The 19,093-nt window shown below is 68.4% G+C and carries 16 protein-coding genes; 10 read left to right on the forward strand and 6 right to left on the reverse strand.

The window, feature by feature from the left end; all coding sequences use genetic code 11:
• Positions 1–55: 55 nt before the first annotated feature.
• The 7 genes from aceE to ACFVBH_RS38875 all read left to right on the forward strand — a co-directional run bounded on the left by aceE (position 56) and on the right by ACFVBH_RS38875 (position 10,806).
• Positions 56–2,929, forward strand: a complete 2,874-nt coding sequence (aceE, locus tag ACFVBH_RS38845) for a pyruvate dehydrogenase (acetyl-transferring), homodimeric type (protein WP_354989781.1) — start codon at positions 56–58, stop codon at positions 2,927–2,929.
• Positions 2,930–2,944: 15 nt separating this feature from the next.
• Positions 2,945–4,270, forward strand: coding sequence for a PucR family transcriptional regulator (locus ACFVBH_RS38850; RefSeq protein ID WP_379011141.1), 1,326 nt, complete (start codon positions 2,945–2,947; stop codon positions 4,268–4,270).
• 128 nt (positions 4,271–4,398) lie between these two features.
• Positions 4,399–5,313 (forward strand): ACP S-malonyltransferase, encoded by a 915-nt coding sequence (locus tag ACFVBH_RS38855; RefSeq protein ID WP_354989758.1) that lies wholly within the window; start codon positions 4,399–4,401, stop codon positions 5,311–5,313.
• Positions 5,314–5,397: 84 nt separating this feature from the next.
• Positions 5,398–5,715: a meromycolate extension acyl carrier protein AcpM gene (acpM, locus tag ACFVBH_RS38860; RefSeq protein ID WP_354989759.1), complete on the forward strand. Its 318-nt coding sequence runs from the start codon at positions 5,398–5,400 to the stop codon at positions 5,713–5,715.
• A 9-nt stretch (positions 5,716–5,724) separates the two neighbouring features.
• Positions 5,725–6,975, forward strand: a complete 1,251-nt coding sequence (locus ACFVBH_RS38865) for a KasA/KasB family beta-ketoacyl-ACP synthase (RefSeq protein ID WP_354989760.1) — start codon at positions 5,725–5,727, stop codon at positions 6,973–6,975.
• 184 nt (positions 6,976–7,159) lie between these two features.
• Positions 7,160–8,590, forward strand: coding sequence for a carboxyl transferase domain-containing protein (locus ACFVBH_RS38870; protein WP_354989761.1), 1,431 nt, complete (start codon positions 7,160–7,162; stop codon positions 8,588–8,590).
• Between the two features lie 269 nt (positions 8,591–8,859).
• Complete coding sequence (locus tag ACFVBH_RS38875; RefSeq protein WP_379011152.1) at positions 8,860–10,806, forward strand: protein kinase; 1,947 nt, start codon at positions 8,860–8,862, stop codon at positions 10,804–10,806.
• Positions 10,807–10,821: 15 nt separating this feature from the next.
• Here the strand turns inward: ACFVBH_RS38875 and ACFVBH_RS38880 are convergent, their stop codons facing one another.
• From ACFVBH_RS38880 to ACFVBH_RS38900, 5 genes are all read right to left on the reverse strand, one after another.
• Positions 10,822–11,244, reverse strand: a complete 423-nt coding sequence (locus ACFVBH_RS38880) for a hypothetical protein (protein ID WP_354989763.1) — start codon at positions 11,242–11,244, stop codon at positions 10,822–10,824.
• A 128-nt stretch (positions 11,245–11,372) separates the two neighbouring features.
• On the reverse strand, positions 11,373–11,906 hold the full coding sequence (locus ACFVBH_RS38885) for a DUF3145 domain-containing protein (RefSeq protein WP_354989783.1): 534 nt from the start codon (positions 11,904–11,906) through the stop codon (positions 11,373–11,375).
• A 118-nt stretch (positions 11,907–12,024) separates the two neighbouring features.
• Positions 12,025–12,837: a serine hydrolase domain-containing protein gene (locus tag ACFVBH_RS38890; RefSeq protein WP_354989764.1), complete on the reverse strand. Its 813-nt coding sequence runs from the start codon at positions 12,835–12,837 to the stop codon at positions 12,025–12,027.
• Between the two features lie 10 nt (positions 12,838–12,847).
• The gene (locus tag ACFVBH_RS38895; RefSeq protein ID WP_379011154.1) at positions 12,848–14,278 is read right to left on the reverse strand and encodes an amino acid permease; all 1,431 of its coding nucleotides are present in this window, start codon (positions 14,276–14,278) and stop codon (positions 12,848–12,850) included.
• Positions 14,279–14,520: 242 nt separating this feature from the next.
• Entirely contained in the window at positions 14,521–14,874 is a 354-nt protein-coding gene (locus ACFVBH_RS38900) for a MerR family transcriptional regulator (protein ID WP_379011158.1), read from the reverse strand.
• 60 nt (positions 14,875–14,934) lie between these two features.
• On the opposite strand from ACFVBH_RS38900, the gene ACFVBH_RS38905 reads away from it, so the two are divergent.
• From ACFVBH_RS38905 to ACFVBH_RS38915, 3 genes are all read left to right on the forward strand, one after another.
• Positions 14,935–15,720: an alpha/beta fold hydrolase gene (locus ACFVBH_RS38905; RefSeq protein WP_379011161.1), complete on the forward strand. Its 786-nt coding sequence runs from the start codon at positions 14,935–14,937 to the stop codon at positions 15,718–15,720.
• Between the two features lie 98 nt (positions 15,721–15,818).
• Positions 15,819–17,009, forward strand: a complete 1,191-nt coding sequence (locus ACFVBH_RS38910; protein ID WP_379011163.1) for a serine hydrolase domain-containing protein — start codon at positions 15,819–15,821, stop codon at positions 17,007–17,009.
• Positions 17,010–17,355: 346 nt separating this feature from the next.
• Positions 17,356–18,477, forward strand: a complete 1,122-nt coding sequence (locus tag ACFVBH_RS38915; protein ID WP_379011166.1) for an agmatine/peptidylarginine deiminase — start codon at positions 17,356–17,358, stop codon at positions 18,475–18,477.
• A 2-nt stretch (positions 18,478–18,479) separates the two neighbouring features.
• On the opposite strand, the gene ACFVBH_RS38920 is transcribed toward ACFVBH_RS38915, so the two are convergent.
• Positions 18,480–19,076, reverse strand: a complete 597-nt coding sequence (locus ACFVBH_RS38920) for a DinB family protein (protein WP_379011169.1) — start codon at positions 19,074–19,076, stop codon at positions 18,480–18,482.
• Between the last annotated feature and the right edge of the window lie 17 nt (positions 19,077–19,093).

The raw sequence follows: 19,093 nt of genomic DNA on the forward strand, positions 1-19,093 counted from the left end.
GCCTTATCAGATGTCTCATCCCTGTGTACGAGGAGCAATCGTCTTGACCGACCTGATGCACCCGATTTCTTCGTCGAGTCCCACAAACGGCCCGGCACGAAAAGCCCCGGCGGGGGGCCGGGTCCGAGTGATCCGCGAGGGGGTGGCGTCATACCTTCCGGACATCGATCCCGAAGAGACCAGCGAATGGCTCGACTCCTTCGACGAAATGCTGAAGCGAGAAGGCCCCGGCCGCGCCCGTTACCTCATGCTGCGCCTGCTCGAGCGCGCCGGCGAACGCCACGTCGCCATTCCGGCGCTCACCTCCACCGACTACGTCAACACCATCCCCACCGAGAACGAACCCTGGTTTCCGGGTGACGAAGAGGTAGAACGCCGCTTCCGCGCCTACATCCGCTGGAACGCGGCGGTCATGGTGCACCGCGCACAGCGACCGGGAATCGGTGTGGGCGGCCACATTTCGACCTACGCCTCCTCCTCGGCGCTGTACGAGGTGGGCTTCAACCACTTCTTCCGCGGCAAGGACCACGCGGGCGGCGGCGACCAGATCTTCATCCAGGGCCACGCCTCCCCCGGCGTGTACGCGCGCGCCTTCCTCGAAGGCCGCCTGAGCGAGGATCAGCTCGACGGCTTCCGCCAGGAGTACTCGCACGGCGGTCCCGGCGCGGGCCTGTCGTCCTACCCGCACCCGCGCCTCATGCCGGACTTCTGGGAATTCCCCACGGTCTCCATGGGTTTGGGCCCGATGAACGCCATCTACCAGGCGCGCTTCAACCACTACCTGCACGATCGCGGCCTCAAGGACACCTCCGATCAGCACGTGTGGGCGTTCCTGGGCGACGGCGAGATGGACGAGCCCGAATCGCGCGGGCTCATTCAGGTCGCCGCCAACGAGGGCCTGGACAACCTCACCTTCGTCATCAACGCCAACCTGCAGCGCCTGGACGGCCCCGTCCGCGGCAACGGCAAGATCGTGCAGGAACTCGAGGCGTTCTTCCGCGGCGCCGGCTGGAACGTCATCAAGGTCGTCTGGGGCCGCGAATGGGACGCCCTGCTGCAGGCCGACCGCGACGGCGCGCTGGTGAACCTGATGAACACCACCCCCGACGGCGACTTCCAGACGTACAAGGCCAACGACGGCGCGTACGTGCGCGAGCACTTCTTCGGCCGCGACCCGCGCACCAAGGAACTGGTCAAGGGCCTCTCGGACGGCGACATCTGGAACCTCAAGCGCGGCGGCCACGACTACCGCAAGGTCTACGCGGCCTACGCGGCGGCCATGGCGCACAAGGGACAGCCGACCGTCATCATCGCCAAGACCATCAAGGGCTACGGCCTGGGCAAGCACTTCGAAGCCCGCAACGCCACGCACCAGATGAAGAAGATGACCCTGGACGACCTCAAGGCCTTCCGGGACGTGCAGCGCATCCCCATCACCGACGAGCAGCTCGAGAAGAACCCGTACCTGCCCCCGTACTACCACCCCGGCATGGACGCCCCGGAGATCCAGTACATGATGGGCCGGCGCGCGAACCTGGGCGGTTTCCTGCCCGAGAGGCGCACCGCGGCAAAGCCGCTGCAACTCCCCGGCGACGAGGCGTACCGCACCGTCCGCAAGGGCTCGGGCAAGCAGAGCGTGGCCACCACGATGGCCTTCGTTCGCCTGATGAAGGAACTGTTGCGCGACAAGGAGATCGGCAAGCGCATCGTGCCGATCATCCCCGACGAGGCCCGCACCTTCGGTATGGACTCGTGGTTCCCGTCATTGAAGATCTACAACCGCAACGGCCAGTTGTACACATCGGTCGACGCCGATTTGATGCTTGCCTACAAAGAGTCCTCGGTCGGCCAGATCCTGCACGAGGGCATCAACGAGGCCGGATCGACCGCGTCGTTCACCGCGGTGGGCACCTCCTACGCCACCCACGGCGAGCCGATGATCCCGCTCTACATCTTCTATTCGATGTTCGGCTTCCAGCGCACCGGCGACGGTCTCTGGGCGGCAGCGGATCAGATGGCGCGCGGATTCGTCCTCGGGGCAACCGCCGGGCGAACCACGCTGACCGGTGAGGGCCTGCAGCACAACGACGGTCATTCGCTGCTGCTCGCCTCCACCAATCCGGCCTGCGTGCCCTACGATCCGGCGTTCGCCTTCGAGCTCGCCCACATCGTGCGGGACGGCCTGCGCCGGATGTACGGCGGCGGCGTCGGCATCACCGGTTACCAGGAAGCCCTGCCGGGCACCGATCCCGAGGCGCGCTCGGAGCATCACGAGTTCGGCGGCGAGGACATCTTCTACTACATCACCCTCTACAACGAGCCGCAGTCCCAGCCGGCCGAGCCGGAGCACCTGGATGTGGAGGGGCTGCTCAAGGGCATCTATCTCTACAAGCGCGGCGGCGAGGGCGCGTTGCGCGCGCAGATTCTGGTGGCGGGCGTGACCATGCCCGACGGCCTGCGCGCACAGCAGATGCTGGCCGACGAGTGGGGTGTGCAGGCCGATGTCTGGTCGGTGACCTCCTGGGGCGAACTTCGCAAGGAAGCCCTGGCCAAGGAGATCGCGCGACTGCGTCATCCGGACACCGATCCGGGTCAGCCCTATGTGACACAGGCGCTTTCGCAGGCCGAAGGTCCCTTCGTGGCCGCCTCGGACTGGATGCGCGCGGTGCCCGATCAGATCCGCCAGTGGGTTCCGGGCGAGTTCATCTCCCTCGGTACCGACGGTTTCGGGTTCTCCGACACGCGGCCCGCGGCACGCCGGGTCTTCAATGTGGACGCGGCATCGATCGTGATGGCGGCCCTGTCCGGATTGGCCAAATCGGGCAAGATCGACCAGGCCAAGCTGGTCGAGGCCGCCGCGCGCTACCGCATCGACGATGTCAACGCCGCGCCGAAGGCGGCACCCGGTACCGAAGGCGGAGACGCATAACGCACGATAAACACCGTGGAACGTAAACCGCCGAGGCCGCGCCGGATCAACGAAGGCTCCTCCGAACACGAGGTCTACCTCCCGACCGGCGCGCTCTCCCCGAATCGGCAAACCCGGGATCCACTGCCGGACACCCTGCTCAAACGGGTGAAGCAGTTCTCGGGCCGGCTCTCCACCGAGGCCGTGTCGTCGATGCAGGATCGGTTGCCGTTCTTCGCCAATCTCGATGCCGCCCAACGGGCCGGGGTCCAGATGCTGGTGCAGACGGCGGTGGTGAACTTCCTGGAGTGGCTGCAGGATCCCGAGAGCGACATCAGGTTCAGCCTGGACGCCTTCCAGGTGATCCCGGACGATCTGGCGCGGCGCCTGACGCTGCGCCAGACCGTCGACATGGTGCGGGTGGCCATGGAGTTCTTCGAACAGTGGCTGCCCGCCCTCGCCCGCAACGACCGCCAGCTGGTGGCGCTCACCGAGGCCGTGCTGCGATACGGGCGTGAGCTCGGATTCGCGGCCGCCTCGGTGTACGCCAGCGCCGCCGAATCGCGCGGCGCGTGGGACACCCGGCTGGAGGCGCTGGTCGTGGACGCCGTCGTACGCGGCGATACCGGCCCCGAAATGCTCTCGCGCGCAGCGACTTTGAATTGGGACGCGACCGCCCCGGCCACCGTGCTGGTGGGCACCCCGCCCAGCGATCAGGTCAACAGCATGGGCGCGGTGCACGCCATCGCCGCCCGGCACAATCGCGCGGCCCTGGCCGTGGTGCAGGGCGCCCGGCTGGTGATGGTCGTGAGCGGCCATCTGGGCGATCCCCTCTATCCCTCGCCGTTCCTGGCCGACCTGCTCGCCGAGGTCTTCTCCGACGGCCCCGTGGTCATCGGCCCGACCACCCGCACGCTGTCCGCGGCCCACATCAGCTCGGTCGAAGCCATGGCGGGCATGGAGGCCGTGGTGGGCTGGCGGGGCGCGCCGCGCCCGGTGCACGCCTCCGAACTCCTGCCCGAACGGGCCCTGCTCGGGGATCGGGCGGCTGTGAACGCCCTCAACGAGAATCTTGTGTTACCGTTGGCCGCCGCCAGCGACCTGGCCAACACCTTGGACGCCTATCTGGACTGCGGCGGAGCCGTCGAAACTTGTGCGCGGCAACTGTTCGTTCATCCAAACACCGTCCGCTATCGGTTGAAGCGCATCGCCGACATCACGGGCCGGGATCCGATGAATCCGCGCGACGCCTACGTGTTACGAATCGCCTCCACGATAGGCAGGCTGACACGAACCCGTAACGAATCGCCCACTTCAGCCTCAGATGTAGCGCCCGTCACAGACCCGGCGGATGGGGTGTAACGCGATTCGGGAATCGGACGATCCGGCCGAGCCACGTGGCCGTTTGTGGACTCCCCACAAAACTGCTCGCAAACCTTCATTCGCGCCGACATCTCTGGAGACCCGCCTCACAGTGTTTTCTTAGAGGCGTGATCGCGTTGTTCGCGCCCGGACAGGGCTCTCAGACACCAGGCATGCTCACCCCATGGCTCGAACTGCCCGGTGCGGTTGATCGAATCGCACTGTGGTCGAAGGCCTCGGGACTGGACCTGCTTCGCTTGGGCACGACCGCAACCGCGGAGGAGATCACCGACACCGCGGTGACTCAGCCCCTGGTTGTGGCGGCTGCCCTGTTGGCTTTCGCGGAAATCCCCCAGGATTCGCTGCCCGGCGATACCATCGTCGCCGGACACTCGGTCGGCGAACTCGCCGCCGCTGCCGTCGCCGGAGTCATCTCCGCCGATGACGCGGTGGCACTGGCCGCCCTCCGCGGCGCGGAGATGGCCAAGGCTTGCGCACTCGAGCCGACCGGAATGTCCGCGGTGCTCGGTGGTGACGAAGCCGCCGTGCTCGCCCGGCTCGAAGAACTCGGCCTGATCCCGGCCAACCGCAACGCGGTCGGCCAGATCGTGGCCGCCGGTAGGCTGGACGCGCTCGCCGAGCTCGCGGACAGTGCGCCGGAGAAGGCGCGGGTCCGGGCTCTGCCGGTCGCCGGCGCCTTCCACACCGCATTCATGGCTCCTGCCCAGGACGCCGTGGCCGCGGCCATTGCCAAGATCGTTCCCGGCGAGCCGGTGCGAACGCTGCTGTCGAACTTCGACGGCAAGCCGGTCGCCTCGGGCCAGGACGCGATCGACAAGCTCGCTGCCCAGGTCACCCGCCCCGTGCGGTGGGACCTGTGCACCGAAACCGTCCGTGCGGCGGGCGTTTCCGCGGTGGCAGAGCTGCCGCCGGCGGGAACCCTGGTCGGTATCGCCAAACGGGAGCTCAAGGGCACCCCGAATCTGGCGCTCAAGACCCCCGCGGACATCCCCGCGCTGGTCGAGCTCACAGCTACCGACTAGCTTGACTCGCGGTCCGCATCGTCAACGGCGACGACGCGAATACGACCGCAGCAACAAAAAACAATCCGACCAACTATCAGGAATATGAAGGGAGCCACCACAGTGGCCGCTTTGACCCAGGAACAGATCGTCGAAGAGCTTGGCAAGATCATCGAAGAGGTGACCGGTATCGAGCCCTCCGAGGTCACGATCGAGAAGTCCTTCGTCGACGACCTGGACATCGACTCCCTTTCGATGGTCGAGATCGCCGTTCAGACCGAGGACAAGTACGGCGTGAAGATCCCCGACGAGGATCTCGCCAGCCTGAAGACCGTCGGCGACGCCGTGTCGTACATCCAGAAGCTCGAGGCCGAGAACGCCGATGCGGCCAGCGAGCTCAAGGCCAAGTTCGGAAGCGAGTAGGACCGAACTGTGACCACTCCTTCCACCTTGAACGGGAACTTCCCCAACATCGTCGTAACCAGCATGGCGGCGACCACGTCGATCGCCGGTGACGTCGATGCGACGTGGAAGGGCCTCCTCAACGGCGAGAGCGGCATCGACGTTCTCGAGGATGACTTCATCACCGAGTACGACCTCCCGGTCCGTATCGGTGGTCACTTGAAGGTTCGGCCGGACACCCTGCTGAGCCGGGTCGAATGCCGGCGGCTCGCCTATGTCGAGCAGCTGGCGATGATCCTCGGTCGTGAGGTGTGGAAGAACGCCGGCACGCCGGAGATCGACCCGCTGCGACTGGGTGTCGCCATCGGAACCGGTCTCGGCGGCGGCGACGCCCTCATCGACTCGGTCGACAAGCTGAAGAACGGCGGCTATCGCAAGATCTCGCCGCTGGCTGTTCAGATGGTCATGCCGAACGGTCCGTCGGCTGTCGTCGGTCTCGAACTCAAGGCCCGGGCAGGAGTGATCACTCCCGTCTCCGCGTGCTCGTCGGGTTCGGAGGCCATCGCCAACGCGTGGCGGATGATCGCCATGGGTGACGCCGACATGGTCGTCACCGGTGGCGTCGAAGGTTTCATCGACGCGGTGCCGATCGCGGCATTCTCGATGATGCGTGCGATGAGCACCCGCAACGACGATCCGAAGGGCGCCTCGCGTCCCTTCGACAAGGATCGCGACGGCTTCGTCTTCGGCGAGGCGGGCGCGCTCATGGTCCTCGAGACCGAGGAGCACGCCAAGGCACGTGGTGCCACCATCCACGCCCGATTGATGGGCGCGGGTATCACTTCGGACGGCTACCACCTGGTGGCGCCGGATCCGGAGGGCACCGGCGCGGGTCGCGCGATGACCCGGGCCATCCAGACGGCGGGTCTGTCCCCCAAGGACATCACCCACGTCAACGCTCATGCGACGGCCACCCCCATCGGTGACCTCGCGGAGAAGAACGCGATTCACAAGGCAGGCGTTTCGCACGCCTCGGTCTACGCGCCCAAGTCCGCCCTGGGCCACTCGATCGGCGCCGTCGGCGCTCTCGAGTCGGTGCTCACGGTGCTCAGTGTTCGGGACGGCATCGTCCCCCCGACGCTGAACCTCGAGAACCAGGATCCGGAGATCGACCTGGATGTCGTGCACGGCGAAGCTCGTCGTCAGGACATCGAGTACGCGATCAACAACTCTTTCGGTTTCGGTGGGCACAATGTCGCGCTCGCCTTCGGCCGGTACTGACGCATCTCCGAGTCGGTAACACGACTCGGATCAGCGCCGGTTCGTAAGACAAGTGGTCCCGGCGGGGACTTCTGATGGGGAACCCGCACCCACTGGGCTCCCCACGAGAAACTTCCCGCCGGGACTTCGACATTTCGCAGCCGCTCTCAGCGACCGCACTTCCTTACCAAGAGGAGAGTTTGCGATGACCATAATGGCCCCCGCTCATGCTGATACCGCGACCGATCCCCGCGACCCGCTGGGCCGGTTGCAGCGATTCTTCGATCCCGGCACCGTTCTTCCGCTGCATCCCCGTGACAAGTCGGGTGTGCTCGCCGCGATCGGCGAAGTCGATGGCGTGCGCACCATCGCCTACTGCTCCGACGCCACCGTCATGGGTGGCGCGATGGGCGTGGAGGGCTGCAAGCACATCGTCGACGCGATCGATACCGCGATCGACTCCAAGACTCCTGTTGTCGGCATCTGGCATTCGGGCGGCGCCCGGCTCGCCGAGGGTGTCGAGGCCCTGCACGCCGTCGGATTGGTCTTCGAGGCCATGGTCCGCGCGTCCGGTCTCGTCCCGCAGATCTCCGTGGTGCTCGGCTTCGCCGCCGGCGGCGCCGCGTACGGTCCGGCACTCACCGACATCGTGATCATGGCCCCCGAAGGCCGTATCTTCGTCACCGGTCCCGACGTGGTTCGCTCGGTCACCGGCGAGAACGTGGATATGGCGACCCTGGGCGGGCCGGTCACCCACGGCAAGAAGTCCGGCGTCTGCCACATCGTGGCCGACGACGAGGCCGATGCCATGCATCGAGGCCGTCGCCTGGTCTCGATGTTCGCCGAGCAGGGCGAATTCGATCTGACCGCCGCCGCGCACGGCGACGTCGACCTCAAGGCCATGCTGCCCGAGTCGGCCAAGCGCGCCTACGACGTCAAGCCGATCGTGCACGAGCTGCTCGACAACGTGGACGGCGAAAGCACTTTCGAGGAGATGCAGGGCGGTTACGCCCGCAGCATCGTCACCGGCCTCGGCCGCCTCGGCGGGCGGACCGTCGGCGTGCTGGCCAACAACCCCATTCGCATGGGCGGCTGCCTCAACTCCGAGAGTGCCGAGAAGGCCGCGCGTTTCGTGCGCCTGTGCAACTCGTTCGGCATTCCGCTGGTGGTTCTGACCGACGTCCCGGGGTACCTGCCCGGTGTCGGCATGGAGTGGGAGGGCGTGGTGCGCCGCGGCGCGAAGCTGCTGCACGCGTTCGCCGAGGCCCGCGTCCCGCGCGTTACCCTGGTGACCCGCAAGATCTACGGCGGCGCCTACATCGCCATGAACGCCCGCTCGCTGGGCGCGACCGCGGTGTATGCCTGGCCGGGCTCCGAGGTCGCGGTCATGGGCGCCAAGGCCGCGGTCGGCATTCTGCACAAGAAGGCCATCGCCGCCGCGCCCGAGGCCGAGCGTGAGGCGCTGATCGAGCGTCTCACCGTCGAGCACGAGCAGATCGCGGGCGGTGTGGAACGGGCCGTGGCCATCGGCGTGGTCGACGAGATCATCGATCCGGCCAAGACCCGGTCGGTCATCGCCGCGGCCCTGGCCGCCGCGCCGTCCCGGCCGAGCCACCTGAAGAACATTCCGCTGTAAGCACTTACGGCACGACGGTGGGCGGTCTCCTCGGAGGCCGCCCACTGTCGTTCGCGCGGGTTACGACACGCGGTCACGGCCGCTCGATCCCGATGCCCCGCGTGGAACCGGGACGAAGCGGCCATCGCTGTCGTTCGCGTCCTCGGGGTCGCCGCCCGTCCGCCGAGCCTGCCGGTGCGGCGGCGGCCTCGAGCCGATCCCCTGCCCCGCACGCGTCGGGGGCGTAGGGTTTTCTCGCTGGCACAGGGAATTTCGGCGGAGGCGGCGCTATGCGGCTGGATCCGGGGGCGGTCTTCGCCGGGTACACGATCGAACGCGAACTGGGCGTGGGCGGCATGGGCCGGGTGTATCTCGCCGGGCATCCGCGCCTCGAACGTCGTATCGCGCTCAAGATCCTCAACGACGACGCGGCCCGGGACGCGGGCGTGCGCGCGCGGTTCGATCGCGAGGCCGCGCTGGTGGCGCGGCTGGAGCATCCGCACATCGTGCCCATCTACGACCGCAGCGGCCCAGACGACGAGAACCCGTGGATCTGCATGAAGTTCGTCAACGGCGGGGACGCCGCCGATCTCATGGCCGCCGCGCGCGGGCACGTGCCGGCCGAGGTCGCGGTGCACCTGCTCACCGACGCGGCCCGCGCCCTGGACTACGCGCACCGGCACGGCATCCTGCACCGCGATGTGAAACCGGCGAACATCCTCATCGATCGCAGCGATGACGACGCCGATCGCGCGGTGCTCTCGGATTTCGGGATAGCCCGCGCGTTCGACGACTCCCTCACCGTCACCCACCTGGTGGCGACCCTGGCCTACACGGCCCCCGAACGCTTCAACGGCGATCCGGCCGACCACCGCGCCGACATCTACTCCCTCGGCTGCACCTTCTACGAGATCCTCACCGGCCGAAAGCCCTTCCCCCACCGCGATCCGGCCCCCGTGATCGCCGCCCACATGCACACTCCACCCCCGCGCCCCACCGACCTGCGCCCCGACCTCCCCCCGGCCCTGAACAACGTGATAGCCACGGCCCTCGCGAAAGACCCCCGCAACCGCTACCCCACCTGTACCGACCTTGCGACCGCAGCCCGCGCGGTCCTGGACCAGGCCACCCACCCGACCCGGATCCGCCGCCCCACCACCCCCGGATCCCCCGCATCCACCGAACAATCCGGCCCACGACCCACGCCGGACCCCACCCCGCTCCCAACCGCCGAACACGACGAGACCCTCCCCTACCCACCCGACCGCAGCGACTCCGCCGCCCGCACACCGATGCCCGGGCCTCCCGGCGCGCCAAGCGGAAATGCCCCGGCCACAGCCGAGTCGGCCGTGCCGGTGCCAACTACTCCCAATCGGGAGAGGTTTGTCCGAATCTGCAATTGGGTGTCGGGGATCGCGGTTCTGCTCGGTGGGGTACTGGCGCTGTGGAGCGGGGGTGAGACCTTCGCGATTTATAGCTATCAAGGCATAAGTTACGGGCACCCCTACGGCATCGGGCTCGTGCTGAACCACGGCGACTTCTACGTCCGCGCGCTCGGATTCGGGGCCGTGGTGACGGGGGCGCTCGCCTGCGATCAGAAGGTCCTTTTCGGCCGGCGAATCGGGCGGGAAGTGTGCTCGGCGCTGCTGATCGGATTCGGGCTGGCCGCATTGTGGGGCGTGATCGCCTTCGCCGCGTTGCCCGGGTGGATGGCGAGCAGCGGCTCGGACCTCGAGGTCGCGACCGGATACAAGCTGCTGGTCGGCGGGCAGGCGTTGATCGTCGCGGGCGGCGTCGCCGGGGTGGTCGCGCTGTTGGCCGGATGGCGGCGAGAGATCGAGTTCCGGTCGCCGCGCGACGGATTCGGAATCGCCGGCGCGATCCTGGGCGGGGTGGGCTCGGCGGCGCTGCTGCTGGCGCATTCGCCGATCGACGAGCGGGCGGCGTTGAGCCCGGGCTATTCCTGGCAGTTCACCACCGCCGCGTTGTTCGCCGCCGTCGTGCCGATCGCAGCCGCGTTCCTGATGCCGCGCAGGATCTTCGGCGCGATCGTGCTGGGCTGGGCGGTGGGCGGCGCCCTGCTCACGGTCTTCCTGGTCACCCAGAGCCTGGTTGTCGATACCAACACCGCCGCGGTGTCGATCGACAACTACATGGTCGCGCCTGCGATCTTCGGGGTGACCCTGGTGGCGCTCGCGGTCGTCAGTCTCGTCGCGGTGCGCCGCGCCGGGCGGTGAGCCCCCGCCTCCCGTTCAGGATTGGAGTCGAATCCGGTCCGCCGACTCGTTCTGGCTCGAGCACTCCTGGAAGGGATTCGGATCCCCTTGGCGCTCACCGCAGATCCAGCGCACGTTCTCGATGGTGACGGGGATGTCTCCGGACTCCTGGGTCTTGCGGGCATCGGTGTAGGACGTGGTGACGGCCAGCGCCGTGCCGCAGAACTCCGTGCCCTTCTGGGTGTAGGCGACGACCGCCAGGCCCAGCGGGCCGGTGCCGCAGTCCACCACCGGGAGTTTCGGGTCGAGGGGGGCGGCGGGCCGAGAGTCCTGGGCAGGCTGTGCGGCGGAGGTGGCGGGTGCGGACTCGGACTTCGAGTCGTCGCTACAGCCCGCGGCCGCGAGCAGCGCCGCGGCGCCGAGTACCACCATGGCCGATGAACCGATGACCGTGCGCATGTGAGCTCCTGTCTCGATCTGCCGAATACCCGCCAGCGGATTCTCGACGCGCGCCGGGCGATTCCGGTGCACGACACGCACGTTCGACGGTATCGGTGCGGAGCTCCCGGGGCCGGGCGACCGGCGAATCAGCCCACGTCGCGACGCAGCCAGGTGACCTCGGCCCCCTCTTCGGCCCAGCGGAACGGTTCGAGGGCGTCGTCCCAGGCCGTGCCGAGGGCGCGATCGATCTCGGCGGCTATGTCGTTCGCCGAGCCCCGGCCATTGTCGCGAGCCTGCTCGACAATGGCGCGCAGGCGCATTTCTCCGACCATGACATCGCCATTCGCACTGGTCGCTCCGCTCCAGAGGCCGAGGCCGGGAACAAAACTGAACCGTTCGCCGTCCACGCCTTCGCTGGCGTCCTCGGTGACTTCGAAGGACAGTACGGTCCAGTCTCGCAATGCGCTGGCTAACCGTCCGCCGGTACCGACCGGGCCGTACCAATCGGTGGTCGCGCGCAAATTTCCCGGCGCCGCGGGCTGCGCTGTCCAGCGCAGTTTCGCGGGCGCCTTGAGGGTCGAGGTCAGTGCCCATTCGATGTGCGGGCACAGCGCGGCCGGCGACGAGTGGATGTAGACGACACCAGACGTCGCGTCGGCGAACTGATTCGATCCGCGCACCACTAACACCTCCGGCTCCGACGGGGACGTCTTCCCCAACGACCCATCGAGCCAGCGATGCCCGAGCTTACTGGAGTGTCCGGTGTTGCGTGTGTTACTTATCGGCCGTGTCGGCGTTCTACGCAAACTCCGCGATCACGGCGTCGCTGAGGGTCGGCCACGCCGCGCGCGCCCAGTCACCGAAATTTTCGTCCGCCAGCGCGAGACACGCTATGCCGACTTCCGGGTCGACCCACAGAAACGTGCCGGTTTGCCCGAAGTGCCCGAAGGTCTCCGGCGAGTTGGACCCGCCGGTCCAATGCGGCAGCTTGTCGTCGCGAATTTCGAACCCCAGCCCCCAATCGTTGGGACGCTGCGACCCGTAGCCGGGCAGTATTCCATTGCGGTCCGGGAACTGCACTGTGCTGGCCTCGGTGAGCAATTCTCGACTGAGAACAACCGGGTCCAGCAATTCACCGGCGAATCGCAGGAGATCGGTGACCGACGAGCGCGCGGCATGCCCCGCCGGGCCGTCGAGCACGGACGATGTCATTCCCAGCGGCTCGAAAACCGCCTCGTGCACATAGCGGCCGAAAGCGATTCCGGTTTGCTCGGCGACGAAATCGGCGAGCACCTCGAATCCGGCGCTCGAATAGATGCGCCGGGCCCCCGGCTCGGCCAGCACCTCGTCGGTGTCGAACGCCAGCCCCGAGGTGTGGGCGAGCAGATGCCGCACGGTGGATCCGGGCGGACCGGCGGGCTGGTCGAGTTCGACCGCGCCCTCCTCCACCGCGACCAGAACCGCGTACGCGACAAGGGGTTTGGTCACCGACGCGAGCCGGAAGACGCGGTCGGTCTCCCCCTCGGCGTCGACCCCGCCCTTACCGCGCACCGCGACGCCCGCCGCGGCGTGCCGAACCGGCCAATTTCGAATCTGCTCCAGCGCTCGCACACCGTCGAGCCTACGAGTCATCGCCGCCGCCCGACGGCTGGGTCCTGTTCAGCAGCGATCGGCGGCGGCCGTAGCCGAAGTAGACGAGCAGCCCGACCGAGGACCAGAGCAGGAACGCCAGCCAGGTCACGCCCGGCAGATGCGCGAGCAGCCACACGCACATCACCACGCCGAGCGCGGGCACCAGCGGCACCAGCGTCCGGAAGGTGCGCGGCAGTTCGGGTTTGGTGCGGCGCAGCACCAGCACGCCGATGTTCACCAGCCCGAACGAGACGAGGGTGCCGATGTTGGTGGCGTTCACGAGCTCGCCGAGCGGCACGAGCGCGGACAGCACCGCGACCACCCCGCCGACGATGAGCGTGTTGACGGTCGGCACCCGTTTGACTCCGACGCGGGAGAACACCCGCGGCATGAGCCCGTCGCGGGACATGGCGACCAGGATGCGGGTCTGCCCGTACAGCACGGTGAGCACCACCGACGCGATGGCGATCACCGCGCCGGCGGCGAGAATGGTTGCGGGCCAGCCCTTCCCCGTCACGGATTCCAGGACGGTGGCGAGCGATGCGCCAGAGCCGCTCACCTCGTCGACCCCGACCGCGGCGACGGCGGTCAGCGCGACAAGCACGTACATGAGAGTCACGATGCCGAGCGAGATGATGATCGCCCGCGGCAGGTCACGCTGCGGATTCTTGGCCTCCTCACCGGCGGTGGAGGCGGCGTCGAAGCCGATGAAGGAGAAGAACACCATGGAGGCGGCCGCGCCGATGCCGGCGACCCCGGCCGGGGCGAAGGGGTGCAGGTTGCCGGAGTCGAAGGCGGTCACCGCGACGACCACGAAGAACACGAGCACCGCGACCTTGATCAGCGTGGTGACGGTCGTGACCCGCGCGCTCTCTCGAATCCCGTCCAGCAGCACCAGCATCGCGATCAGCACGACCACGGCCGCGGGCAGGTTGATGATCCCGCCTTCGCTCGGCGCGGAGGACAGCGCGTCCGGAATGCGCCATCCGATGGTCGATCCCAGGAATTCGTTCAGGTACGCGCCCCACCCGACGGCCACCGCCGCCACCGACACCCCGTATTCGAGCAGCAGGCACCAGCCGCACACCCACGCGATGATCTCCCCGAGTGTGGCGTAGGTGTACGAGTACGCGGACCCCGAAACCGGCACCGCCCCCGCCAGTTCCGCGTAGGACAGCGCCGAGAACAGCGCGGCCAGCGCCGCGATCGCGAACGAGATGACCACCGCCGGCCCCGCCAGCGGCGCGGCCTCCCCCAGCACCACGAAGATCCCGGTCCCCAGCGTCGCGCCCACCGACAGCGAGATCAGCGGCACCAGCCCCATACTCCGCCGCAACGCGGTGTGCTCACCGTCGGAGGCGAGCTGTTCGACGGGCTTGGTTCGCAGCAACGAACCGGCGATCCGGGATAGTTCAGGCACGAACCAACGCTACCGGCTGATACAGCCGCTCCCCGCTCCCACACCCCGTGTTAGACCCTCGAAACCCGTTGCCCAGCAATTATCAAGCGCTCAGAATCCGGCGAGAGGTGCACATGCGGCTGGTGAACGTGCAGTCGCGGGAGCAGGCCGAGGCCGCCATCAAGGTGACGGCGGGGTGCCGCGGTGCCCGGGCGGGCGTGGGCATGGTCGATGTGCGACGTGGCGGAGCCGTCGGCGGCGGTTTACTCGGAGGCGGCGGCCGCTTGATCGCGGTGCCCGGCGAGGAGGTTGCGGCGGTGGGTCAGGTCGGCTATCCGGGTGTCGAGGCGGGTGAGGCCGTCGTGCAGGACTTTTCGCGAGTGGTCGCAGTGCTCGAAGCCGGTCTCGGTCACGCAGGGCAGCAGGGCGCGGATGTCGCGGGTGGGCAGGCCCGCGTCGAGGAGTTCGCGGATGCGGGCTACGCGGGCGGGGGCGTCGGGCGCGTAGGTGCGGTAGCCGTTCGGGTCGCGGTGGGCGGTGAGCAGCGCCTGTTCCTCGTAGTAGCGCAGCAGCCGGGCGGGGACGCCGGTCCGGCGCGCGAGTTCGCCGATCAGCACTGTGACCTCCCGCGTTCGGGGTTGACCTTCACATCCATGTCAATGCCTAACGTCCGTGCCATGACGAACATTTCGCTCTCCACCGTCGTATCCGGATCCGGCCCCGCGATCGTGCTCGCCCACGGGGCGGGCGGCGGCATAGACGCCAACTTCGGCTCGCTGATCCCCCTGCTGCGCGAGCGTCACACCGTGATCGGCTCGGACTATCCGGCCGACGACACGCCCCTGGATCTCGACGCCCTGGCCGACGCGCTCGTCGACGCCGCCGTCGACTCGGGCGCGGACGACTTCACCCTCATCGGCTACTCCCTGGGGTCGGCGGTCGCGATCCGCGCGGCGACCCGGTATCCCGAGCGGGTACGGGCGTTGATCCTCGCCGCGGGCTTCGCCAGAGCCGACCACCGGGCCCGCGCGACGGCCGAACTCTGGCAGCGCACGATCGCCGCGGGCGACGCCGGCTCCTTCGCACGCGTGATCCTGCTGGCGGGCTTCAGCGCCGAGTTCACCAATGCGCTTGACCCGCAACAGATCACCGACATGATCGACCAGGCCACGACCGACATCCCCGGCGGCGTCGTGGCCCAGGCTGCCCTGGTCGCCGCCGCCGACGTCACCGCCGACCTCCCCGCCCTGTCCGTCCCCACCCTGGTCATCGCCGCCACCGAGGACCTACTCGTCGACCCCGCCAACTCCCGCGATCTGGCCGCCCGGATCCCCGGCGCGGAGTACACGGAGATCCCCGCCGGCCACGTCCTCATGCTCGAGCACCCAGACGCCTGGCACACCACCATTCTCGATTTCCTGACCCGCCACGAACTCGACCTGCCGGCCACCGCCACCCGCTGAACAGCCGTCGAGGCCGGCGGCCGATCACTCTCGGAACCGAGGCGCCGGATCCGACGGACGAACCTCGCATCACGGGCACCGCTACGATCGGTCTCACCATGAGTGAGCAGGTCACCGTCCACGGCGAGGTGGACAGCGGGTTCGGGCCGGTTGCCGATGCGTTCCGGCGCAATTTCGAGCAGCACGGTGAGATCGGTGCGGCCGTGGCCGTCTACGCCGGGGATCGGCCGGTGGTCGACCTCTGGGCGGGGTATCGGGATCGCAAGCGCACCAAGGCGTGGGCGCGCGACACCATGACCCCGGTTTGGTCCTCCACCAAGGGTGTGACGGCGTTCGTGATCGCCTCGGCGGTCTCGCGCGGCCTGCTGGACTACGAAGCGCCGGTGGCGAAGTACTGGCCGGAGTTCGCCGCGCACGGCAAGGAGTCGATCACCGTCCGGCAGCTGCTGGATCATCAGGCCGGGCTGGCCGCGCTCGACAAGCCGGTGCGCCTGAGCGACATGGCCGACATGGACGCGCTCGCGGTGACCCTCGCCGAGCAGAAACCCCTGTGGCGGCCCGGAACCCGGCACGGCTACCACCCGATCACCGCCGGTCTGTACCAGGGCGAGTTGCTGCGCCGGGTGGATCCGGCCGGGCGCACCCTGGGCCGCGTGCTTGCCGAGGATTTCGCGAAGCCGCTTGGCCTGGAGTTCTACATCGGGATGCCGGAAGAGATCTCGCTCGACCGGGTGGCCGCGCTGTCCGCGACCGAGGGTCTGGACATCCTGCGCTTCGAGCGAGATCTGCCGGTGCGCATCGGCATTCAGCTCTACGCCAAGCGCGGCCTGTCCTTCCGCGCCCTGAACAGCCCGCAGGTCGGGGCGCCCGCGCGAGCCTCGCGCCGCGAGTACCTGTCCGTGGAGAGCCCGGGCGCCGGCGGCGTGGGCACCGCCCGCGCGCTGGCCCGCGTCTACGGCGCGGCCGCGGGCGACACCGGCGAACTCCCCATCGACCGCGAGCTGCTGAACCGCCTGGCCGCCGCCGATACCGCCGACGACGTGCCCGCCGAGGACCTCGTGCTGCTCACCCCGAGCCGCTACCACCTGGGCTTCCGGAAGTCGCGCGGCAGCTTCCGGTTCGGTACCGACAAGCGCGCCTACGGCACCACCGGCTACGGCGGCTCCTTCGGATTCGCCGACCCCGCAACGGGTCTCGGCTTCGGCTACACCATGAATCGCCTGGGTATGGCGGTCCTGGACGATGTTCGCGGCCGCAACCTCCGCACGGCACTGCTGCGCTGCACCTGACGGCGGCACACCCGCCCCGAGCCCCCTGTGCCCCGCCGAGTTCCGGCGGGGCACAGTCGTTTCCACGCCCGCACACGCGGGCACACTGCCCGGCATCAGACCGGCGCACCAGCCGAGCCGAGCTGGTCCGCAGCCGCCCGCCGGAACCGAACCTGCGACGCCCCTGGCCACCGTGCCGTGTGCGCATCGCCGAACTAGCCGGCCGCTCCGTTACTTGGCCGCGCACCAGCCATGGAGGGTAACGACCACCACAGCTCTTGACTGAATTTTCAGTCAAGATTATGTTCGTGGTTGCCAAGGGTTTTCTGGCTATATTCGGGGAGCCCGCGAAACAAGGAGCTTCGCTATGCGACGACGTCGGTTCATGCAGGCCTGCACGGTTGTTCTGGGCGGTGCGCTGCTGGCGGCGTGCGGCACCGACGACTCGGCGGGAACGCCGAGCGGGCAGCCGGGCGACCGGGACGACGACCGCGCCTGGCTGATGCCCGAGGAGGGCGATCCGCACCGGCGCACCTGGATGGCCTTCGGTGCGAGCGCGGGCATCTGGGGCGCGGAGCTGGTGCCCGAGACCCAGCGCGCGCTGGGCGCGATCGCCCGGGCCATCGCCCGCTTCGAACCGGTGTCGATGCTGGTCCGGCCGAGCGACATGGCCGTGGCCCGTGATCTGGCCGGCCCGGATGTCGAGCTGATCGAAGCCGCGATCGACGATCTCTGGATGCGCGACACCGGCCCGGTCTTCGTCGTCGGAGCCGGCCGCGCCGCGGTCGACTTCAACTTCAACGGCTGGGGCGAGAAGCAGGATTACGACAACGACGCCGAGGTCGCCTCGATCGTCGCCGCACGCGCCGGGGTGGAACTCCTGCACACCGACCTGGTGCTGGAGGGCGGCGGCCTGGAGGTCGACGGTGAGGGCACGGCCATCATCACCGAAAGCTGTGTACTGAACAGCAATCGCAATCCGGGCTGGAAGAAGGCCGATGTCGAGGAGGAGCTGTATCGGCTGCTCGGCATCGAGAAGGTGATCTGGCTACCCGGTATCGCGGGCCGCGACATCACCGACGGGCACACCGATTTCTATGCCCGTTTCGTCCGTCCGGGCGTGGTGGTCGCCGGCCTGGACAACGACCCGGATTCCTTCGACTACGCGGTGACCCGCAAGCATCTCGACATCCTGCGCGCGGCGACCGACGTGCACGGCAACACGCTCCAGGTCGAGGTGCTCGAGGCCCCCGTCGATGTTCGCGAGGAATTCGCCAATGACGATTTCGCGGCGGGCTACATCAACTACTACGTGTGCAACGGTGCGGTCATCGCCCCGGAGTTCGGTGATGCCGAGGCCGACGAGGCCGCCCGCGCCACCCTGGCCCGGCTCTATCCGGACCGGCAGATCGTGCAGGTCAATATCGACGGCATCGCCGCGGGTGGTGGCGGCATCCACTGCACCACCCAGCAGGAACCGGCGGCCTAGCCTCACCGAACCGGTTCGGCGCCAACCTTTTCCACGTCGTACACGTGATGCACCAGATCGTGCGCGAAGTACCGCGCGAGCGTCTCGACGGTGAACTGCGACCCGTTGCTGCGCCGGGCCACCCGGTCCAGCTCACCGACGGCGACGGATCCGTAAGCGCGAGAGGCGGTTTCGGCGGCGGTCCGCAGTTCGCCCGCCACCGTGCCCGGCCGCTGCGCCCCGTAGTTCTCCGCCAGCGCCGTGGCGTCCTGATCCCAGTTGGCGAACATGGGGATCCCCGCGTCCACGGTCACCGCCGGGTCGTAGCCGCCGATGTCCGGCCCGGGCCGGGCCGAACCCGTCCGGGTGATGTCGAGGCGGTGTTCGAAGATCCGGCACACATCGCGTACGTGCGCGGCGTATTCGAGGGCGGACCAGGTCGCATCATCGGGCCGCGCGGTCGCGTCCAGGCGCTCGAGGGCGATCGCGAGCCGCTCGGCGCTGGTGCGCACCAGCGCCGGCACGGCCGCGAAGGCGATGGCCTCGGGGTCGAAACCGCATTCGGCGCAAATGCGTTCGAGGACCCAGGTCCAGTCTTTGGCATCGGGAACGATCGGCATGCCATCAATCTAATCTG

This window comes from Nocardia sp. NPDC057668 (assembly GCF_042799795.1).
GTDB lineage: Bacteria > Actinomycetota > Actinomycetes > Mycobacteriales > Mycobacteriaceae > Nocardia.

What these genes read in the sequence shown, in the direction of transcription:
- ACFVBH_RS38915 (WP_379011166.1), top strand. Translation starts at nt 17,356, where the DNA reads ATGCGACGACGTCGGTTCATGCAGGCCTGCACGGTTGTTCTGGGCGGT.
- ACFVBH_RS38875 (WP_379011152.1), top strand. Translation starts at nt 8,860, where the DNA reads ATGCGGCTGGATCCGGGGGCGGTCTTCGCCGGGTACACGATCGAACGC.
- ACFVBH_RS38910 (WP_379011163.1), top strand. Translation starts at nt 15,819, where the DNA reads ATGAGTGAGCAGGTCACCGTCCACGGCGAGGTGGACAGCGGGTTCGGG.
- acpM (WP_354989759.1), top strand. Translation starts at nt 5,398, where the DNA reads ATGAAGGGAGCCACCACAGTGGCCGCTTTGACCCAGGAACAGATCGTC.
- ACFVBH_RS38920 (WP_379011169.1), bottom strand. Translation starts at nt 19,076, where the DNA reads ATGCCGATCGTTCCCGATGCCAAAGACTGGACCTGGGTCCTCGAACGC.
- aceE (WP_354989781.1), top strand. Translation starts at nt 56, where the DNA reads ATGCACCCGATTTCTTCGTCGAGTCCCACAAACGGCCCGGCACGAAAA.
- ACFVBH_RS38905 (WP_379011161.1), top strand. Translation starts at nt 14,935, where the DNA reads ATGACGAACATTTCGCTCTCCACCGTCGTATCCGGATCCGGCCCCGCG.
- ACFVBH_RS38870 (WP_354989761.1), top strand. Translation starts at nt 7,160, where the DNA reads ATGACCATAATGGCCCCCGCTCATGCTGATACCGCGACCGATCCCCGC.
- ACFVBH_RS38880 (WP_354989763.1), bottom strand. Translation starts at nt 11,244, where the DNA reads ATGCGCACGGTCATCGGTTCATCGGCCATGGTGGTACTCGGCGCCGCG.